At 61.3% G+C, this 20,020-nt stretch carries 16 protein-coding genes, 1 tRNA gene and 2 pseudogenes; 13 read left to right on the plus strand and 6 right to left on the minus strand.

Features of this window, described 5'->3' with window-relative positions:
* Positions 1-19: 19 nt before the first annotated feature.
* From nifH to LPW26_RS04485, 6 genes are all read left to right on the plus strand, one after another.
* Positions 20-847: a nitrogenase iron protein gene (nifH, locus tag LPW26_RS04460; protein WP_238733082.1), complete on the plus strand. Its 828-nt coding sequence runs from the start codon at positions 20-22 to the stop codon at positions 845-847.
* Between the two features lie 50 nt (positions 848-897).
* Positions 898-2,466, plus strand: coding sequence for a nitrogenase iron-iron protein, alpha chain (gene anfD, locus LPW26_RS04465; RefSeq protein WP_238733083.1), 1,569 nt, complete (start codon positions 898-900; stop codon positions 2,464-2,466).
* 12 nt (positions 2,467-2,478) lie between these two features.
* The gene (anfG, locus tag LPW26_RS04470; protein WP_238733084.1) at positions 2,479-2,919 is read left to right on the plus strand and encodes a Fe-only nitrogenase subunit delta; all 441 of its coding nucleotides are present in this window, start codon (positions 2,479-2,481) and stop codon (positions 2,917-2,919) included.
* Positions 2,920-2,931: 12 nt separating this feature from the next.
* Complete coding sequence (gene anfK, locus LPW26_RS04475; RefSeq protein WP_238733085.1) at positions 2,932-4,317, plus strand: Fe-only nitrogenase subunit beta; 1,386 nt, start codon at positions 2,932-2,934, stop codon at positions 4,315-4,317.
* Positions 4,318-4,399: 82 nt separating this feature from the next.
* Complete coding sequence (anfO, locus tag LPW26_RS04480) at positions 4,400-4,801, plus strand: Fe-only nitrogenase accessory protein AnfO (RefSeq protein ID WP_238733086.1); 402 nt, start codon at positions 4,400-4,402, stop codon at positions 4,799-4,801.
* Between the two features lie 35 nt (positions 4,802-4,836).
* Entirely contained in the window at positions 4,837-5,367 is a 531-nt protein-coding gene (locus LPW26_RS04485) for a pyridoxamine 5'-phosphate oxidase family protein (protein WP_238733087.1), read from the plus strand.
* 536 nt (positions 5,368-5,903) lie between these two features.
* Here LPW26_RS04485 and LPW26_RS04490 read toward each other — a convergent pair.
* The 4 genes from LPW26_RS04490 to LPW26_RS04505 form a co-directional block, all read right to left on the minus strand.
* Positions 5,904-6,641 (minus strand): class I SAM-dependent methyltransferase, encoded by a 738-nt coding sequence (locus LPW26_RS04490; RefSeq protein WP_238733088.1) that lies wholly within the window; start codon positions 6,639-6,641, stop codon positions 5,904-5,906.
* 311 nt (positions 6,642-6,952) lie between these two features.
* On the minus strand, positions 6,953-11,545 hold the full coding sequence (locus LPW26_RS04495) for a glycoside hydrolase family 99-like domain-containing protein (protein WP_238733089.1): 4,593 nt from the start codon (positions 11,543-11,545) through the stop codon (positions 6,953-6,955).
* Positions 11,546-11,710: 165 nt separating this feature from the next.
* Positions 11,711-13,171 (minus strand): BNR repeat-containing protein, encoded by a 1,461-nt coding sequence (locus tag LPW26_RS04500; protein ID WP_238733090.1) that lies wholly within the window; start codon positions 13,169-13,171, stop codon positions 11,711-11,713.
* Positions 13,172-13,261: 90 nt separating this feature from the next.
* Positions 13,262-13,714 carry a hypothetical protein gene (locus LPW26_RS04505; RefSeq protein ID WP_238733217.1) on the minus strand — a complete coding sequence of 151 codons (453 nt, stop codon included), beginning with the start codon at positions 13,712-13,714 and terminating at the stop codon, positions 13,262-13,264.
* Between LPW26_RS04505 and LPW26_RS04510 the strand changes: the two are divergent.
* Both LPW26_RS04510 and LPW26_RS04515 read left to right on the plus strand, forming a co-directional pair.
* A pseudogene (locus LPW26_RS04510) lies at positions 13,622-13,887 on the plus strand (IS5/IS1182 family transposase); the annotation flags it as partial. The gene LPW26_RS04505 and the pseudogene LPW26_RS04510 overlap by 93 nt on opposite strands.
* Before the next feature lie 5 nt (positions 13,888-13,892).
* Positions 13,893-14,168: pseudogene (locus LPW26_RS04515) on the plus strand (transposase); the annotation flags it as partial.
* Positions 14,169-14,211: 43 nt separating this feature from the next.
* On the opposite strand, the gene LPW26_RS04520 reads toward LPW26_RS04515, so the two are convergent.
* Both LPW26_RS04520 and LPW26_RS04525 read right to left on the minus strand, forming a co-directional pair.
* Positions 14,212-14,288 (minus strand) — tRNA-Arg (locus tag LPW26_RS04520).
* A gap of 211 nt (positions 14,289-14,499) precedes the next feature.
* Complete coding sequence (locus LPW26_RS04525) at positions 14,500-15,978, minus strand: ATP-binding protein (RefSeq protein WP_238733091.1); 1,479 nt, start codon at positions 15,976-15,978, stop codon at positions 14,500-14,502.
* A 374-nt stretch (positions 15,979-16,352) separates the two neighbouring features.
* Here LPW26_RS04525 and rpmH point away from each other — a divergent pair, with 374 nt between their 5' ends.
* From rpmH to LPW26_RS04550, 5 genes are all read left to right on the plus strand, one after another.
* Positions 16,353-16,487 (plus strand): 50S ribosomal protein L34, encoded by a 135-nt coding sequence (gene rpmH / locus LPW26_RS04530; RefSeq protein ID WP_008542748.1) that lies wholly within the window; start codon positions 16,353-16,355, stop codon positions 16,485-16,487.
* Between the two features lie 23 nt (positions 16,488-16,510).
* Positions 16,511-16,852 (plus strand): ribonuclease P protein component, encoded by a 342-nt coding sequence (gene rnpA, locus LPW26_RS04535; protein ID WP_238733092.1) that lies wholly within the window; start codon positions 16,511-16,513, stop codon positions 16,850-16,852.
* 16 nt (positions 16,853-16,868) lie between these two features.
* Positions 16,869-18,755: a membrane protein insertase YidC gene (yidC, locus tag LPW26_RS04540; protein ID WP_238733093.1), complete on the plus strand. Its 1,887-nt coding sequence runs from the start codon at positions 16,869-16,871 to the stop codon at positions 18,753-18,755.
* A 165-nt stretch (positions 18,756-18,920) separates the two neighbouring features.
* On the plus strand, positions 18,921-19,571 hold the full coding sequence (yihA, locus tag LPW26_RS04545) for a ribosome biogenesis GTP-binding protein YihA/YsxC (RefSeq protein ID WP_238733094.1): 651 nt from the start codon (positions 18,921-18,923) through the stop codon (positions 19,569-19,571).
* Positions 19,571-19,942, plus strand: coding sequence for a DUF423 domain-containing protein (locus LPW26_RS04550; protein WP_238733095.1), 372 nt, complete (start codon positions 19,571-19,573; stop codon positions 19,940-19,942). Before yihA ends, LPW26_RS04550 begins: the two co-directional genes overlap by 1 nt.
* Positions 19,943-20,020: the final 78 nt, after the last annotated feature.

The raw sequence follows: 20,020 nt of genomic DNA on the forward strand, positions 1-20,020 counted from the left end.
ATCGCAGGAGCTTCGAACCATGACCCGCAAGGTGGCGATCTACGGCAAGGGTGGCATCGGCAAGTCGACGACCACGCAGAACACGGCGGCGGCGCTCGCCTTCTATCACGACAAGAACGTCTTCATTCACGGCTGCGATCCCAAGGCGGACTCGACCCGCCTGATCCTCGGCGGCAAGCCGCAGGACACCGTGATGGACACGCTGCGCACGCTCGGTGCCGAGAAGGTGACGCTCGAAAACGTGGTGAAGAGCGGTTTCAAGGACATCCGCTGCGTCGAATCCGGCGGGCCGGAGCCGGGCGTCGGCTGCGCCGGCCGCGGCGTCATCACCGCGATCGACCTGATGGAGGCCAACAAGGCCTACACCGACGATCTCGATTTCATCTTCTTCGACGTGCTCGGCGACGTCGTGTGCGGCGGCTTCGCGATGCCGATTCGCGACGGCAAGGCGCAGGAAGTCTACATCGTCGCCTCCGGCGAGATGATGGCGATCTACGCGGCCAACAACATCTGCAAGGGCCTCGTCAAATACGCCAAGCAGAGCGGCGTGCGACTCGGCGGCATCATCTGCAACAGCCGCAAGGTCGACGGCGAGCGCGAATTTCTCGAGGAATTCACCGCGGCGATCGGCACCAAGATGATCCACTTCGTGCCGCGCGACAACATCGTGCAGAAGGCCGAATTCAACAAGAAGACCGTCACCGAATTCGATCCCGCCGCCGACCAGGCCCATGAATACAAACAGCTCGGCGCGGCCATCATCGACAACAAGGACTTCGTGATTCCGAGGCCGCTGACGATGGATCAGCTCGAATCGATGGTCGTGAAATACGGCCTGATGGACTGACCTGCGCTCTCCGCGCCTGACGGCGTACTTCCCCGCACGAGGACACCACGATGCCATATCACGAGTTCGACTGTTCGAAATGTCTCCCCGAACGACAGAAGCACGCCGTCACCAAGGGGCCCGGCGATGATCTCGCCACCGCGCTTCCGCTCGGCTATCTCAACACCATCCCCGGATCGATCTCCGAGCGCGGCTGCGCCTATTGCGGTGCCAAGCATGTGATCGGCACGCCGATGAAGGACGTGATTCACATGAGTCACGGCCCCGTCGGCTGCACCTACGACACCTGGCAGACCAAGCGCTACATCTCCGACAACAACAATTTCCAGCTCAAATACACCTTCGCCACCGACGTGCGCGAAAAGCACATCGTGTTCGGCGCCGAAGGCCTTTTGAAGCAGAACATCGTCGAAGCGTTCAAGGCCTGCCCCGACATCAAGCGGATGACGATCTACCAGACCTGCGCCACCGCGCTGATCGGCGACGACATCAACGCGGTCGCGGCCGAGGTGATGGAGGAGATGCCGGACGTCGACATCTTCACCTGCAACTCGCCCGGCTTCGGCGGCCCGAGCCAGTCCGGCGGCCACCACAAGATCAACATCGCCTGGATCAACGACAAGGTCGGCACCGTCGAGCCGCAGATCACCTCCGACTACGTCATCAACTACGTCGGCGAATACAATATCCAGGGCGACCAGGAGGTGATGCTCGACTACTTTACCCGGATGGGCATCCAGGTGCTGTCGACCTTCACCGGCAACGGCACCTATGACAGCCTGCGGGCGATGCACCGCGCGCATCTCAACGTGCTGGAATGCGCCCGCTCGGCCGAATACATCTGCAACGAACTGCGCGTGCGCTACGGCATTCCGCGACTCGACATCGACGGTTTCGGCTTCGAAGCGCTGTCACAGTCGTTGCGCAAGATCGGCATGTTCTTCGGCATCGAGGACCGGGCGGAAGCGATCATCGCCGAAGAGACCGCGCGCTGGAAGCCGGAGCTCGACTGGTACAAGGAACGGCTAAAAGGCAAGAAGGTCTGCCTATGGCCGGGCGGCTCCAAGCTGTGGCACTGGGCGCACGCCATCGAAGAGGAGATGGGCGTCAAGGTCGTCTCGGTCTACACCAAGTTCGGCCACCAGGGCGACATGGAGAAGGGCATCGCGCGCTGCGGCGAGGATGCGCTGGCGATCGACGATCCCAACGAGCTCGAAGGCCTCGAGGCGCTGGAGAAGCTGCAGCCGGACATCATCTTCACCGGCAAGCGGCCCGGCGAAGTCGCCAAGAAGGTCCGCGTCCCCTACCTCAATGCCCACGCCTATCACAACGGCCCCTACAAGGGCTTCGAAGGTTGGGTGCGGTTCGCCCGCGATATCTACAACGGCATCTACTCGCCGATCCACCAGCTCTCCGGGCTCGACATCTCCAAGGACGAGATCCCGACCGACCGCGGCTTCGTCACGCAGCGGATGCTGTCGGACGCGCATCTGCCCGAGGAGATCGCCAAGTCGGAGGCGCTGCGCCGCTACACCGGCAAGGACGACATCATCGCCGACCTCCGCAAGAAGAACCCGCCCTACTTCACCCCCATCGTCAAAGCCGACGCGGCCGAGTGAGACCAGAACCCCATGACCAGGATCACCTACAAAGTCGCCTCGGAACATCCGTTCCCTGCCGACGCCGCCGCTGCGGCCGCCTCGCTCGCCGCCTATCAGGCGCTGGACGACGTCACCAAAGCCCGTGTCGACCAGATGGTCGACTGGATCATGAAGAACTGCCTGTGGCAGTTCCACTCCCGGACGTGGGACCGCAAGCGCCAGAACGAGGGCATCCTCACAATCGCCGCCAGGCTGCTCGCCGGCGAGCCGTTCACGCCGCAGACGCCGGAAGACCGCTGCTACTGGGTCGATTCGGTGACGCTGCAGCGCGCCTATCAGGCGAACTTGCCGTGGCTCGCCGCGATGTCCAAGGACGACATCGCGGCGCTGATGAAACAGCTGCACACCCGCGTCGACTATCTCACCGTCACCGGCTCGCTCAACGAAGAGCTCACCGACAAGCACTACTGATTGGATCCTGCCATGAACTGTCAATTCAAGCCGAAGGACCGGATCGGCACCATCAATCCGATCTTCACCTGCCAGCCGGCCGGCGCCCAATACGCTTCGATCGGCATCAAGGACTGCATCGGCATCGTCCACGGCGGCCAGGGCTGCGTGATGTTCGTTCGCCTATTGATCTCGCAGCACCTCAAGGAGAGCTTCGAGATCGCATCCTCGTCGGTGCACGAGGACGGCGCGGTGTTCGGCGCGCTCGACCGTGTCGAGGAAGCGGTTGACGTGCTGTTGATGCGCTATCCCCACGTCAAGGTGGTGCCGATCATCACCACCTGCTCGACCGAAGTGATCGGCGACGATGTCGACGGCGTCGTCACCAAGCTGCAGGAAGAGCTGCTCGACGTGAAGTATCCGGACCGCGAGGTGCACCTGATCCCGATCCACTGCCCGAGCTTCGTCGGCAGCATGGTGACGGGCTATGACGTCGCTGTCCGCGACTTCGTCAAGCACTTCTCCAAGAAGGACAGACCGAGCCTGAAGATCAATCTGATCACCGGCTGGGTCAATCCGGGCGACGTCAAGGAACTCAAGCATCTATTGGCCGAGATGCAGGTCGAGGCCAACGTGCTGTTCGAGATCGAGAGCTTCGATAGTCCGCTGATGCCGGACAAGAGCGCGGTGTCGCACGGCTCGACGACGATCGCGGACCTGACCGCGACCGCCGATGCGCAGGGCACCATCGCGCTCAACCGCTACGAAGGCGGCACCGCCGCGACCTGGCTGCAGACCCGCTGGGACGTGCCGGCGGTGATCGGCCCGACCCCGATCGGGATCCGCAACACCGATACGTTCCTGCGCAACGTCAAGGAGATGACCGGCAAGCCGATCCCGGAATCGCTGGTCAGGGAACGCGGCATCGCGCTCGACGCGATCACCGACCTCGCCCACATGTTCCTGGCCGACAGGAAGGTGGCGATCTACGGCAATCCGGATCTGGTGCTCGGCCTCGCCGAATACTGCCTCGATCTGGAGATGAAGCCGGTGCTGCTGCTGCTCGGCGACGAGAACGCCGGCTACGCCAGCGACCCGCGGATCGCGGCGCTGAAGGCCAACGTCGACTATCCGATGGAGATCATCACCAATGCCGACCTGTTCGAACTCGAGGAGCGGATCAAGAACGGCCTCGAACTCGATCTGATCCTCGGTCACTCCAAGGGCCGGTTCGTAGCGATCGACTACAACATCCCGATGCTACGCGTCGGCTTCCCGACCTACGACCGCGCCGGCCTGTATCGCTACCCCGTCGTCGGCTACGCCGGCGCGACATGGCTCGCCGAACAGATGGCCAACACGTTGTTTGGCGACATGGAGGTCAAGAAGAACCGCGAATGGATCTTGAACGTGTGGTGACCACGCTCAGGATCTGGTCCGGCGGCGGCTTGCCATGTCCGCCGCCGGACTCCTCGTTCCACTGACGGCCGCGGGACCAATGATGAAGATCGCAGCTTACGTCGACGCCGAGGGCGAGATCACCAGGGTCTCGGAAAAGGGCGTGATCCTGCTGTTCGAGCAGAGCGGCGAGGTCTGGAAAGTTCGCAAGACGATCCGCTTCGTAGTTCGCCCGGACGATGGGCTCGCCGAGATCCATGTCGCGCTCGCCGCCGTCGTCGCCGAGTTGGAGGACTGCCGGCTATTCGTCTCTCGCAGCGTGCGCGGTGTCGTCAATTCGCTGCTGCAGGAGATGGGCGTGCAGACCTGGCAATCGCACGGGCCCTTGTTCACCCAGCTCGAAACCATCGCCCGCCGGGAGAACGAGCGCGCACAGCAGACGTCCAGGGACGCCCGCGCTGCGCGGCGCCACCACCGCCGCCATCACCCCGAAAGCACAGGCTGAAGCCCGTGCGCCGCCCACCCCTCCAGGAGATTCCGATGACCGACCCTGCCAGCGCGATCCTCAACCGGCCGATGCGTCGGCGCAGCCGCGAGATCACCGACCGCACCGAGATCGACGCCATCCTGACCGGCGACAAGGTGATGCATCTGGCGCTGGCGCGGGATGACGTGCCGTTTCTCGTGCCGGTGTTCTACGGCTTCGACGGCGCGGCGTTGTACTTCCACTCCGCCAGCGCCGGCACCAAGATCGAGATTCTGAAACAGAACAACCGCGTCTGCTTCGAGGTGACGACCGAACACGGCGTCGTCACGGCGGATGCCGCCTGCGATTTCGAAGCGCAGCATCGCACCGTGATCGGCTTCGGCCACGCCTGCTTCGTCGACGATCAGGCCGAGAAGGTGAAGGCGCTCGACCTCATCGTCGGCCGCTTCACCGACCGCAAATTCGACTATCCCGCCGAGAAGCTTGGTATCACCAAGGTGATCCGGATCGACATCGACAGCATCAAGGGCAAAGCCTACGGCTTCGGCAACCCGCGCCCCGAGGAGCCCGGCGAGACGGAGTAGCACTGCCGGAAGCCGCGCGCGCCTTGGCGCTCGCCTCACCCCAGCCCCACGCACGTCATTCCGGGGCGCGAGCGTAGCTCGCGAACCCGGAATCCCGAGATCGTGGCGCGCAGCGGCCGCCTAGATTCCGGGTTCGCCCGCTACGCGGGCGCCCCGGAATGACTCGGGGAGAGGGCTGCGTTCAGAACCACCCATGGTGCGCGCGGACCTTGTAGTGGCCGCCGATCACCAAATACTCGCTTTCACCTTCACCGCAACGGGCGATCGGCTCCGCACCCCGACCAGCTCCGCCAACCGCCCGTTGCCCGACATACGCCGAGCGGCTTACAAACCGCCGAGACTCAAACTGTAGCTGGATGAAAGTTCAGTGGCAGGTCACGACTACCGCAGAATACGCATGGCTACCAACATCGACCTGAAACCAATAGATATTAGCTGCGATTGCTTTAACTGGAGCTCAACTCCCGGAATCAAATTGGACCCTAAATGATCCCTGTTTCACCGAGTTACTCAGTGAAAATCGATCATTTCACAACTCACGCCGCCTTCAGAATGAATATGACTTGGTTATCAGTCGCTACGTTCTCAATCGCCGACTCGACCTCGAAATTTGTCTCACGAAACATTTCCAGGAGATGATCACGCCGATAACGTACCACATGAAGCGGACCATCACACGTGAAACTCATATCGCCTGGATTCACAATTACATCGTCTTCCTGCTGGCCGACAAACGCGGTCAGGAATACTTTGCCTCTCGGACGAATGAACTCGCGAAAAAGCGCAATCAACTCGCGTGCATCAGGGACATCAAGATGCGAAAAGACAGAATAACAATAGATTAAGTCGAATCTATAATTAATTACACTAGCCCATTTATTGATGTTCATTCTTCCAGAACGGTTATACCGATCGTTTTGGATATCAAGATGACGGTAAGTGAATCGTGTATTGCGTGCTGCGATCTGAGTGGATGCCCACTCTATTGCGTCCAACCGAACGTCTAGACCCAAGTAGCTCGATGGAACCGAGAACCGCGAGAAGCCGTAGTACAAACGACTACACCCGCATCCGAAATCGAGCATGCGAGCGTCCGTGACCTGCGCGCTTCGTTGCAGGAGAGTGACGTCCGTTTGAGCAAACCCCAGGAAATCCGCATCACGCACAAAAAGCGGTCCTGCAGCACGAAGTTGCAGGGGCGGCAATGGCACCCCATCACGGCAGTGTTGCGAGAGCGCGCGTCGAAGGCTGAAACGGAAATCTGACCATGTCATCCTTGGGTCCCTTTCAAACCTAATTCGATGCACTTTACGGACCCCATTGCTGCGGGCCTGTAGGAGAGCCATACGCCGTACTACCTAGGCTCACAGTCCTGCGATCTGCTACACTTGGTTCGACCAACCGGACCTATCCAACACGGCCGCTTGAACACCCAAGGATAGGCGACACAGAAAAGCGCAGACACTCCAGAATATGCCGTCAGGGGGAGCCACAGAACCCGGCAACTCGAACTCAAGATGACGGACCCCGCCGAGGCGAGCCATCGGCACCACTTGTGATACCAGTTTTCAGGCTCGATCTTGATCTAGCCGTCGAACGTGCCGTCGTCTCGTGCGAGGAGCCTATCACGCAGGCGCTTTGATGCTGTTCTGAGGGACTCCATCTCTATGCCCGCAAAAGCCGTTTTCACGAGGGAAGCATAGTCCGGGTAACGTCTGGTCACAACGTCCAGACCGGGCTGGATGAGCCGCTTCTTCTCCACTTCGCCGAAGCTGGCCGTTCGCACGTGATAAACAAATGACCACGGAGAGATGACATGGGTCCAGCCAGCCTTAAAGGAGCGCATGCAAAAATCGTTCTCCTCGCCGTATCCTCGCGGGAACGCTTCCTCGTCGAACGCCCCGCATTCGGCAATCATCGCCCGGCGAATGTACATGCAAAACCCCGAGCCGGTCGGCACCTGCGGTGGCGTGCAGACCTGTGTTTCCTGTAAGAGTAGGAGCGCGTAATCTCGGTGGCTCATGTGGTCCGGCTTGGGACAATAGTGATTGAAGGTTGGGAATGAGAACGCGCCAGCGTTGTCGCTCATCGCGGTCACTGTTCCGACCTGCGGTTCGCGGTAAGCCGCCATCCGCATCCCCTGAAGCCAGTTTAATGTCACAATGGTGTCGGAATTCAGAATGACCACGTCGTCATCACCGGCCAAATCGAGTCCGAAGTTAACCGTCTTCGTGTAGCCCTTGTTCGGTTCGTTGTGCCAAATCTCTATTCCCTCCACGGCTTCAAACGCTTTCAGCATCGGAACGACAGTAGGATCGGGCGAACCGTCGTTAATCACGATGACACGCACGCGTGAAAGATTGGTGTTCAGAATAACGGATTCGATGCAGCGCCGCGCATCACCAGGCGCATTGTAAACGGGGATCACGATGCTTACCCTGGCCGGTGGAGTGACTCTGGCAGGCATTTTCACTCGCGTTTTACACTCTGCTAATTCTAGGCCGGAGGCAATCGCAAGGATCTTCGTGTACCCTTCCCTAAGCGCATTGCTGAGGGCTGATTTGGAAAAGCACTCGATAATCCGGGACCTACCCGCCTCGCCCATAGCAGTGATCTGTTTGGTGTCCGCGCAAATAGCGGTAACGACTGAGACGACGCCCTCTACGTCGCGATATGAGACCAGAAAGCCGGTCTCCCTGTGCACGACAAGTTCGCGTAGAGCGCCCCAGTCGTAGGCGATAACGGGTCGACGCGCGGCCATCGCCTCGGCAACTGTGCGCCCGAATGATTCGGCGAACGAGGACAAATTGAGGAGCACGTGGAACTTGCCCATCGCCGAACGTGGATCCTCGACGTAACCAGCGAACTCGATGTTGGCCGGGCGCTCACCGCGCGAGACTTCTGCGGCCCAAGTCTCGATCTGCTCGTTGCGAGGGCCGACAACCACGAACCTAGCGCGCGGGGCTGTCTCGGCGCAGCGGCGTGCCGTCTCAACGAAATCAACGATGCCTTTCTTCGGGATATTTGAGCTAACGATGCCGAACTTGACCGTTTTTCCGAATTTGTTCCCTATGTTGAAACGATCTGGATCCACCGCGTTCGGTACGTAGAGCGTGCGATCATTCTTGGAGAATAGGTCACAGGTCGCGCGAGAGTTGCCAATCACCCAATCGTAGCTGTCAAACACGCGCTTGACGATATCCGACACGGGAAGGCCAATCGCGTCGCGGAGCGGATCGTCAAGTGAAATCAGCTCACGCACATGGCACACACTGGTACGGCCCATTCGCCGCGCTGCCACCGCTGGCTCGATTAGCATCATTGTGTTGCAGTGGACGATGCTTACGTCGTGCCGCACGATCAGTTCAGCGAAGCTGTTGACAAGCCAAGCGTAGGGTGGCCTGTCGTTTTTCCACTGCGGCGTCGCAATTACGTAGAGGCCCACCGTGGTCTTAAGCAACATCTCCATGTAGCGTGTGTTGTTGCCGCTTGGCAGCGTGACAAGGAGATTAAGCGGCAAGGCGCTCAGCGCCTCGACAACATCAAGAAAGCTCCGCTCCCCCCCGAAGAGCGAATGGCCGGCGATATGGGCACACAGCATGACCGTCGGCTGAGACGGATCATGAGTTACTTGCCCGGCGTGCCAGATCGGCTCCACTGACCCAAGGAATGAGCCAAGCGCGAGCGAGCCTGCACGTTCAAGCGCTCGGTCGAGCGCAACCTTGCCAATTCCCCTGGGTGGCGCCAGGAGGGTCGCGCCGGCGGCGGCAGCAGCCGATGGGATAGCCTCAAGGCTTGACATTCCCCAGCGCTCGTCGGGCTCGAGATATGTGCCCTCGGCCCACTCATTCCAAGCGTTCACGAAGACCATGCTCGCGGGCGCGTTGTTGTGCTGCCGCTCCTGCGCGAAGATATTCTTCATCCAACGACGGAAGCCGTAAGGCGTCGCTCCGTGGAAGACGCGTGCATCGGTCAGTCGGCGTGCAGTGTTGTCCCACGCAAGCATCGCACCGCGATGCACTGGCCAGTCGTAGCCGGAATCGAAACGCGCGATATCGCCGTCGACTACGGCGTCGTAGGAAAATATCTCACCGTTGAAGCTCCCAGTGAGATCAAGCACCTCGCCACGAAGGTCGACACGCTTCGATTCGTGTGGCGGGAAGATTACGTAGCTGTCGAGGCCGTGTTCTTCAGGTTGACCTGTGAGCGGCTCGAGACCGAAACGCACCGCGCATAAATGGATCTCGCCAAGACCAGCCGCGCGGCACTCCTCACGCCACATCTGCGCCGTCTCCCGCCACTCAGGGATTATCGAGATACGGTATACAAGAAAGACCGGCTTGCCCTCATGGCGGATCCAGCGTGGGTCCCTCATATAATTGATGAGATCACGAATTAGATCGCGATTACTTTCAATCGAGTAATTTTGTTCAAGAAGAACGTACTTGTTTTGGCCATCCCAGTTTCGAGACCAATTTTCATTAGCCCAGCATAAACAGAATCCTATGTCGACGCTGGACTCGAATAAGGTCTTGAATGGAAGATCAAGAATTTTCTTTCCGTCGAACCAATAATAGTAGAAACAGAAGCCATGAACTCCGAACATTCTGGCGAGACGCGCCTGCTCGGCATGAACAGCCTCAAGGCGTAGATCGTAGTAGCCAAGGTCGGCTGGACGGCGGGGTTGGTAATGATGGCGGAACGACTGCCGGCCGCGCACAACGTTGGTCCATTCAGTGAATCCTGGGCCCCACCAGCGATTGTTCTCCTCCACTGGGTGAAACTGGGGCAGGTAGAAGGCGACGACTTTGACCTCCCGAGACTTTGTTGGGAGCGTCAGTTGTGCCGTCCTGGCCAAGGTCATGCCCGCTTCGTGAGCTGCGTAAGATAGCACGCCGAGAACACTGCGCCGACCGGGGAACTTGCCGCTTGCAATTTCGTCCTGGCTCAACGTCGATCCAAGAGCCCTGACGAGATAAGGCTTGACGAGGACTACGGGACCATCGGCGCGCATAGCATCGTTAGACGGGCGAAGGCCGAGGCGTGGCAGTGCAATGTTCATCGCGTGTCTGGTGGATTCGTCGTATGAGGTTCCACCCGTCGTCACCGTGGCAGCAATCAGCCCACAGTTCGCATCCTGCACGAAAGAGCTAAGCTGGCCGAGTATCTCAGCCCGCTCGGCGTCGCCGTGTGGGCCCTCGTCACATATCCAAGCGATGGCACGGTAGCTGTCGAGCACGCCAGAGGTCGCAATGCGCAAGAATTGCGCTGCGTCGCCCTCCTCGTCTGCCCTGCCTAAGTAGTTGAGCGAGACAACGCCGGCTGGCAGCGACGCGACGTCGAAGTCTTCGCGTCCGCTGAGGAAGAGATCGTAGCGAAGGTCCTCTGGGAGCGTTCCCAGCGTTCGGACGGCCCGTGCCCACTCCTCCGCGTTCCTCGCATTGAGGATAACGGCGAACGGGGCAAGACGCTTGAGGCCGCGCTGCATAAAAGTGTCGAGCGCAGGCCGGTAGAGCCAAGAAGCACCTGCCGCGATCTCGGCGTAGCTACGACAAAGAAAGTCGAGGCCAGAAGGATGGACGGCCTCTTCGTGGACGACTGTGCCGTCCCCAGCGAGCAGCCTAATTGACCCGATCTTCGCCGCCAATTCAGCACCACCGGGTTTGAGGGCGGCCCTGATCTCGTCTGCGGAAACGTGAAAGCCAAGTCTCGGACCCTTCTCCCAACCGGGAAAAGGGAGATCCTCACGCACCTTGTTAATTGTGGACTCAATTAGCGCCGCGCCAACTTGGAGCTGGGCAATGCGACCACTGGTCGGCGAAGGAAGATACAACCAGCCGAAAATGCCATCTTGACTGACCGAATCGATCGCTCCCATTGGCGTGAATGGGCGCACCTTGTCATTGTTGTAATCTAGTTCTGTCGTCGTCGATTGTTGCAAAATCTTGATACGGTAAGGAGGCTCTGAGCGCTCGCAGAGGGCCATGAACGCAACCGGGCTAGGCAGACCCGAGCGGTCAAGGTCAGGCCGCCTGAAAAGCCTGAAGCCGACCGCCGCCGCACCGTTCAGTAGAAAGCCCGAGACGTCTTCCGCGCCGGACTCCAGTGACACCCAGCCACTGATCAATATAAAGTCTGAGCCCTCCGCGATCGACTCGACATTATATTTATAAATCATCCCAACCAGTCCCCTCAGCGTACAAGTATAACGTGAATGCTTTTTGCCATCTTGGGCGCGTCACATTCTAAGCGGCCTCAAAATTCTAACAATAGAAGGACGAATGCGCGGCTGTGAAGGGACGCGCACCTTGGAGACTACCGCCGATTGAGACAACCGTTGATGTCACCGCCAGCCGTTTATTCCCGGTGTTGCAAATCGAAGAGTTGCTGGCGGGGGCGCACATGCGTGCGGTGCGGCCGGAGTGCAGGGCAGACTTTGGTCGCGGTTCGGGGTCTGGGCGAACCAGTGAAGATGCCCCACCACTGCGCCATCAAACCCCGAAGACAGTACCGGGTGGCGTACATGGATTGGTGCGGCCATTCCTTTCGGGAGCTCGGGTAGGGGCACTGAAGCTCCTTGTGATTCCCTCGCTGCCACCGAGGTGTCCGATAAAGTCATGCTACGCAAATCGATTCCAAACTGGCGAACTTCGTCTGGTGGAAAGCGCAGCTTAACATGCAAATACCAGTTGGACTGAGCCACCGAGAAAACGGGGAGTCCGCTCACCGTACCACCGCCCACGGCCAGCGTTCGCCGTTTCGAACTCGCAAGTTCCAGAACCTGCCAAGCTTCATTATTCGCATAGGCCAAGTAAAGCGAGTCGGTTCCAGCTTCACCGTAGCGCAAATAAAGTATCAAGGGTCTACCTTCGGGCGTCAGATACAGTTGAGCAGAATTCAGGAGTCCGGAATGAGGACCCGGTTGGTCGATCACGTCGCCAGATTCTGGACTAACAGGCCCTCGCTTGAACGCGCCGCTCAGACCGCGCCACGATTGGAAGTCGCTCGTCTGAACGTAAGAAATCGCAAAGTTTGACGATAGATCAGGGCTACGACGCCAAACCACCGCCACATGCGTTATCCCCTGAGAGTCAGCAACAAAAGCGGAGGGATAGGCGCTTGTCTGAGCGATAGAGTCCTTCTCTGCGAAGACCGCGCCGACGCGTACCCATTTTGTGCCAGCCCATCTGTTGACGTACCAAGTGCCGGCCCCAGACGAACCATTCCTGTACAAGAATGCAAGCCGTCCTGTACGATCGCGAAGGAAAGTTGGGTACGTCACCCTATCCTCCTCTTTGCCGACCATGTCCGCAACCGCGATCGCACTTAAATTGTCGGACTTGCCGCTGGCATAAAAGAGTGGGCTATTATGATGATTTCCGGTCACGTGAAGGACACCATCCTGCGAGACAGCAACGGAAACGGTATTGTGCGCATCCCATCCGCCGAAGCGGGATGGCAAGTGACGACGACAGACACTTCCGGTGTGCAAGTTGAGTGCTGCGATCGTTAAATACCTGCTTTCGTCGTAGTACGCCACGACGAGTTCGCCTTGCGGTGTCACGGCGCTACCCGGAAAGACACGTGTGCCTGTCCAGGTCTTGCCAATTTCGTAGATTGCGGTGCCACGATGCGAAGTGGGTGACGTGATCGCACAAACGATCGATTGCGCCGATACCTTACGAGCAAATAAAGGACTAGTAGCAAGCAGGGCGAAGAGACCAACGATCAGAACTGATTGTGTGGTCAGTTTCTTGGTGAGTCGGGAGATAAACCGGAGACGGGTTGCAGGTGTGTGTGTCATGATCGGACCCCGCCGAGTGGTCCAGAGCAACGTTAGCGTATAGACGGCCTCGACGCCAGCGCGGGCGGTGGTCGGCTAACGGCACGGAAATCAGGTTAACGGGCTTGGGAGGTGTGTTTTAATTTGACGGGTATGACGTGATTCCCGGGGTGCCCTAATTTGACCGGTAGCGCCGTCATGGGAGCCATGCCCGATACAATCCTCGACAAGGAGCTCCCGCGGGCGCGGCTCAGCTTGTTGTTGCAGCACTTTTCCAAGCGTGACGGCGAGCATGCAGTCTATGCGACGTAAGTTGTCATCCGTAAAGAGCACATAGGCCGTCGAGCGAAAATCCGTTTTCGGCGGCGGCAAGCATTGATGCTTGCCAGTTTTTCTGGCTTGCTGGGGCTGCTTTTCTGGCAAATTGATTTGTCGCTCGCGTCGTGATTCCATCGCCGCAGACAGGGAGCGATGGGGATTTTCACGCGGCCGAAGGAGCGTCGGGAGAGCGGGCAGAACGATCTGTTCAAGGCCCGGCTCGATCAGATCGTCAACCTCAATCATGCCGCTGGCGAAGTTCGCCGTCGCGATCGATTGGCGGTTTCTCGAACAGCGGTTCGGCGCGGTCTATGACGACGATCCGGGCCGGCCACCGCTGCCGACGCGGTTGATGGCCGGGCTGGCCATCCTCAAGCACATGCACGATCTGTCGGATGATGTGCGAACGCTGGGTGGACGCGCACGCATCAAGCCCGGCCATCTGCAGCAGAACGGCCGCCACAAACGCATGCACCTCACCCTGAAAAAGGAAACCACTCTTCGGCCGCATCTGCATGGACCGAAAAAAGATCAACGTCTCGACCGTGCTCGCCGGTCAGGCAATCGGAATCAGGGAAGTCGACGACGGCATTTGGCTCGTCAGCGTCATGCAATATGATCTGGGCTTTATCGACCTGGAGCAGAGAACCCTGCCGACAATCGACAATCGTTCGGCAGGAGATTATCACCCATGTCTTAGGTACGATCTGTCACCTATGCCTCAAGGCCGGACAGGTATACTTTGGCGCGCCCGAAAGGATTCGAACCTCTGACCCCCAGATTCGTAGTCTGGTGCTCTATCCAGCTGAGCTACGGGCGCGTCTGCTGCGGTCTCGCGGGGTGGACCCGGAGCCGCCAGCTGTCCGCAGCGGCGAGGCGCTGCGAAGGCCGCCATAGCTAGCGGCTCCGCTCCGGCTTGGCAAGCGCCGGGATGGCTCTTTTTGTCACCCATTTTTCATGACGCCGACAGGCTGCAGGAAACGCCCGCAAGGCGGCGGCGATCGCAACCGGCCCGAGCGGGCGCCGACCGCTCAGGCCCTGGCGCGTTCGTTGCGGAGGCTGTGCAGGTCGACCGGGCGGTCGGGGATCGAGATCCGGAAGGTGGCGCCGAGCGTGCCTTCGACCAGATTGATCTCGCCGCCATGGGCGCGGACCAGCTCGGCCGCGATCGCGAGGCCGAGGCCGGAGCCGCCGGCCCGCGCCGAGCCGTGGAACGCCTCGAACAGATGGTCGCGGGCCTTCTGCGGCACGCCGGGACCGGTGTCGGACACTTCCAGGATCGTGACCGAGCCTTCGCGGCGGCCGATGATTCGGATCTGCTGCAGCGAGGCGTCGCCGCGCGGCTGGCTTTCCAGCGCCTGCGCGGCGTTGCGTACCAGATTGAGCAGCACCCGGAACAGCTGGTCCGGATCGGCGTCCATCGTCAGCCCGCGCTCGATCGCCGTCACCCAGGTGACGTTGCCGTCCGCCGCGAGGCCGGCGGTTTCGCGCACCTCGTTGACCACCGGCTCGATCAGGATCATGCGGCGGTCCGGCGCGGCTTCCTGGGCGCGGCCGTAGGACAGCGTCGACTGGCAGAACGCGATCGCCCGCTCCAGCGAGCGCACCAGCTTCGGCGCGAAGCGCTGCACCCGCGGGTCGGGCACGCTGGAGAGCTGGTCGGACAACAGCTGCGACGATGCCAGCAGGTTGCGCAGATCGTGGTTGATCTTGGAGACCGCGAGGCCGAGCGCGGCGAGCCGGCTCTTCTGATGCAGCATCGACACCAGATCGCGCTGCATGTCGGACAATTCGCGCTCGGCAAGGCCGATCTCGTCGCCGCGCGGACCGGGAATCACGATCGACGCCGGGCTTTCCGGATCGCGGCGGAAATTGACCATATTGGCGGTCAGCCGCCGCATCGGCCGCACGAACAGGAAATGCAGCGCCAGATAGATCAGCGCCGTGGTCAGGCTGGTGATGGTCAGCGACACCAGCAGCAGATTGCTGGAGAAGCGGTACATCGCCACCCGCAGCGGCGCCTCGTCGATCACGACTTCGATGAACTGAGCATTGCCTTCGGCCGGCCCCATCACCCGGATGGTCTGGTTGCCGCTCTCCAGCATCACCACGAAGGCGTCGATGATCGCCCCCCACGGCGTCACGTGACGCATGTCGACGACGTGGTCGACCGTGGTCGGAAGATTGGAACTGGCCAGCAGGCGGCGCTGCTGACCCATCTTGATCGCCACCGCGCGGGCGTCGATACTGTCGAGCACCTGACGCGCCAGCGTGTCCGGCACCATGCCGGACGGCGAGGCGTCCAGCACCAGCGCGGCCGTATTGGCGGCGGCGAGCCGATCATTGAGCCGATTCAGCCGGAAATTGGCGATCGACGGCACATAGATCAGGATTTCGGCGATCAGGATCAGCGGAATCGTCAGCAGCAGCAGTTTCCCGGACAAGCCGATCTTCGGCTCCAGGCCCCGCCGCCATGCGTGCGTTTCCGGCTTCTGATCCGCTGCCTGCACCGCCGTCGCCCTGCCTCCGTCGCGTGGATTCCGCCCAGATATATATGTCAAGATGCGCCCGCGCCCACCGAAGGTCAAATTACCGTTCACCCATCTACGCACCAGACCGGCGTGGCGTTGCCGATTGCCACGATCCGCCGCACCAAGCTGGCGAAACGACCGGCGCGAACGCCGCAAAACCGCCGTCCACCGCAATTGACGAGAACAGGTCGCTCCCGTATAAGCCGCGCCAACTGTCCGCGATGGCCCGGCTTGCCCGGGGCGGTTCATTTTGGGCTGCTTTCGGCTCATGCGTGAGCCCTATCGTCGGGCTTACCTCAACCTTTCGAAGCTCTTACTTTCGAAGCTCTTACCGGGTCAGCGGAGAACTTGCCGTGAAGCGGACTTATCAACCCAGCAAACTGGTGCGCAAGCGCCGCCATGGCTTTCGCGCCCGTCTCGCCACCGCTGGTGGCCGCAAGGTGCTGGCCGCGCGCCGCGCCCGCGGACGCAAGCGTCTGAGCGCCTGAGCGGGCCCCTCCGAGATCAGATCGTGGACCGGTTACGGCAGCGGGCGGACTTTCTCGCCGTTGCCAACGGGCCGCGGATCAACGGGCCTGCCTTTTTACTGCAGAGCCGACGCCGCGACGACGATGGTCCGATCCGCGTCGGCTTCACCGTGACCAAGAAGATCGGCACCGCGACCGAGCGCAACCGGATTCGACGCAGATTGCGCGAAGTGGTGAAGCGCACGGACCGCGGTTTCATGCTGCCGAACAGCGATTATGTTCTGATCGGCCGCCGCGCGGCGCTCAGCCGCGACTTTGCTGTCATGCTCGGCGATCTCCGCTCCGCGCTCGACCGCATTGCGCGGCGGTCGCCAAAACCGGATTGAAGCGAGACCTGAGCCGATGACCGACAATCGCAACACCATCCTCGCCGTCATTTTGTCGGGCCTCGTGTTGCTCGGCTGGCAGTACTTCTTCAACATCCCGCAGATGGAAAAGCAGCGCGCCGCCCAGCAGGCGCAGCAGCAACAGGAGGCGGCCGCCAAGCAGCAGGCGCAGTCGCCCGCCGCGACGACGCCGGGTGCGCCCCCGGCTCCGGCCACGCCTGGTGCTCCCGGCGCTCCGACCGCCCCGGGCGCGACGTCTCCGGCCGCCAACGCCCCGACGCTCAGCCGCGAGGCTGCGATCGCGGCATCGCCGCGCATTAAGGTCGAGACTCCGCGGCTGTCGGGCTCGCTGTCGCTGAAGGGCGCGCGGCTCGACGACCTCGCGCTGATCCAGTTCCGCGAAACCGTCGACCCGAAGTCGCCGCCGATCCATTTGTTCTCGCCGTCCGGCAGCGCCAATCCGTACTACGCCGAATTCGGCTGGGTCGGCGCCGCGGGGTCGAACGTCAAGCTGCCCGACCAGAACACCGCGTGGGAACAGGAAGGCTCGGGCGCGCTGACGCCGACGAGCCCGGTGACGCTGAAATGGGACAATGGCGAAGGCCTGACGTTCCACCGCCAGATCGCGGTCGACGACCATTTCCTGTTCACCGTGAAGGACGACGTCACCAACACCGGTGGCGCCGCCGTGACGCTGTATCCGTTCGCGCTGATCTCGCGCCACGGCACGCCGCACGTCGAGGGCTACTACATCCTGCATGAAGGCCTGATCGGCTATCTCGGCGAGCAGGGCCTGCAGGAAAAGACCTACGCCAAGATCGACGAAGCCAAGGTGGTCGACTTCAAGAACGTCACCAACGGCTGGCTCGGCATCACCGACAAATACTGGGCCTCGGCGCTGCTGCCGGACACCAACGCGCAGCTGCAGGCGCGGTTCTCGTCCAACCAGGTCGGCGCCACCCGCACCTACCAGACCGATTATCTCGAAGACGCCAAGACGGTTCCGATCGGCGGCACCGCGACCGCGACCGCGCGGCTGTTCGCTGGCGCCAAGGAAGCGCGCGTCGTCGGCATCAACTTCCCGTTCGCGGGTCTGGGCGGCTACAATCAGCAGCTCGGGCTCAACCATTTCGACCTGCTGATCGACTGGGGCTGGTTCTACTTCATCACCAAGCCGATGTTCCTGGCGCTCGACTTCTTCTTCCACCTGGTGGGGAATTTCGGCGTCGCCATTCTGCTGGTGACGGTGCTGGTCAAGCTGATCTTCCTGCCGCTCGCCAACAAGTCCTACGCCTCGATGGCCAAGATGAAGGCGATCCAGCCCCAGCTCGTCGCCCTGAAGGAGCGTCATCCGGACGACAAGGTGAAGCAGCAGCAGGAGATGATGGAGATCTACCGCAAGGAGAAGATCAATCCGGTCGCCGGCTGTCTTCCCGTCCTGCTGCAGATCCCGGTATTCTTCTCGCTGTACAAGGTTCTGTTCGTCACCATCGAAATGCGGCACGCGCCGTTCTTCGGCTGGATTCGAGATCTTTCGGCAGCCGATCCGACCAACCTGTTCAACCTGTTCGGACTGGTGCCGTTCGATCCGACCTCGATCCCGGTGCTCGGCCACTATCTGGTGCTCGGCGCCTGGCCGCTGGTGATGGGCTTCACCATGTGGTTCCAGATGAAGCTCAATCCGCAGCCGCCGGATCCGACGCAGCAGATGATCTTCGCCTGGATGCCGGTGATCTTCACCTTCATGCTGGCGCACTTCCCGGCCGGTCTGGTGATCTATTGGGCCTGGAACAATACGCTGTCGGTGATCCAGCAGGCCTACATCATGCGCCGCAACGGCGTGAAGGTGGAGCTGTTCGACAACCTCAAATCGTCGTTCAGCAAGAAGAAGAAGACGGCGTGACGTTCGCCACGGGCCGTCATTCCGGGGCGCGAGCGTAGCTCGCGACCCCGGAATCCCCGCAGTTGTTACAACGCGAGATTCCGGGTTCGCGCGCCAAGGGCGCCCGCCCCGGAATCACCACTACTCTGGGTGCACGTCCGCGCCATACTCGGACTTGGAAGCCCGATGACCGACAGCCATGATCCCGACCTGATCGAACGCGGCCGCAAGATGTTTGCGGGCGACTGGCATTTCATCTGGGCGTCGCCGTCGATCGAGACGCTGCCGCCGATGGGCAGCGTCGAGATCGCGTTCGCGGGCCGCTCCAATGTCGGCAAGTCCAGCCTGATCAACGCGCTGACCGGCCGCAACGCGCTGGCCCGCACCTCGCACACGCCGGGCCGCACCCAGGAGCTGATCTTCTTCGAAGGTCCGCCCAACGCCGGGCTGCGGCTGGTCGACATGCCGGGCTACGGCTACGCCGCCGCCTCCAAGTCCAAGGTGGCGTCGTGGACCACGCTGATCCACAAATTCCTGCAGGGCCGCGCCACGCTGGCCCGCGTCTACGTGCTGATCGACGGCCGCCACGGCCTCAAGGACGTCGATCTCGATATTCTGAAGACGCTCGATAAATCCGCCGTCAGCTACCAGATCGTGCTGACCAAGGCCGACCAGGTCAAAGCCGCCGACCTCGCCGGGCGCCTCGAGGCCACCAAGCTCGTGCTGGCCAAGCATCCCGCGGCGTTCCCCGAGGTGCTCACCACTTCGTCGCGCACCGGCGATGGCATGCCTGAGCTGCGCGCCGCGATGATTCGACTGCTCGACGAGCGCCGCTGATGGCCACGCTGACCCGCCTGCTGATCGTGTTCGCCGGCCTGTTCGGCGCCGCCGGGGTGGCGCTTGCCGCCGCGGCCGCGCATGTGCCGGACGCTGGCCGGCTCGGTCCGGCCTCGTCGATGCTGCTGTTTCATGCCAGCGCCGTGCTGGCGGCGACCTTGCTGGCCGAACACAGCCTGATCCATCGTATTCCAGGCCTTGCCGCCACGTTCGGTTTGCTGCTCGGCACCGCGCTGTTCGCCGGCGACCTGACGCTGCGCCAGTTCGCCGGCCACGGGCTGTTCCCGATGGCCGCTCCGACCGGCGGCACGCTGCTGATCGGCAGCTGGCTGCTGCTGGCGATCGCCGGCGCGTTCGCGCCGCGCCGCTGAGGCGGCGAAACGGCCCGCGGGCCACGCATGGGCTGGTGAGCGGTCTGCTCTAGGATCGGCCGCGCCGAAATGCTAGCG

The organism is Rhodopseudomonas infernalis (assembly GCF_022271405.1).
GTDB classification, from domain to species: Bacteria; Pseudomonadota; Alphaproteobacteria; order Rhizobiales; family Xanthobacteraceae; genus Rhodopseudomonas; species Rhodopseudomonas infernalis.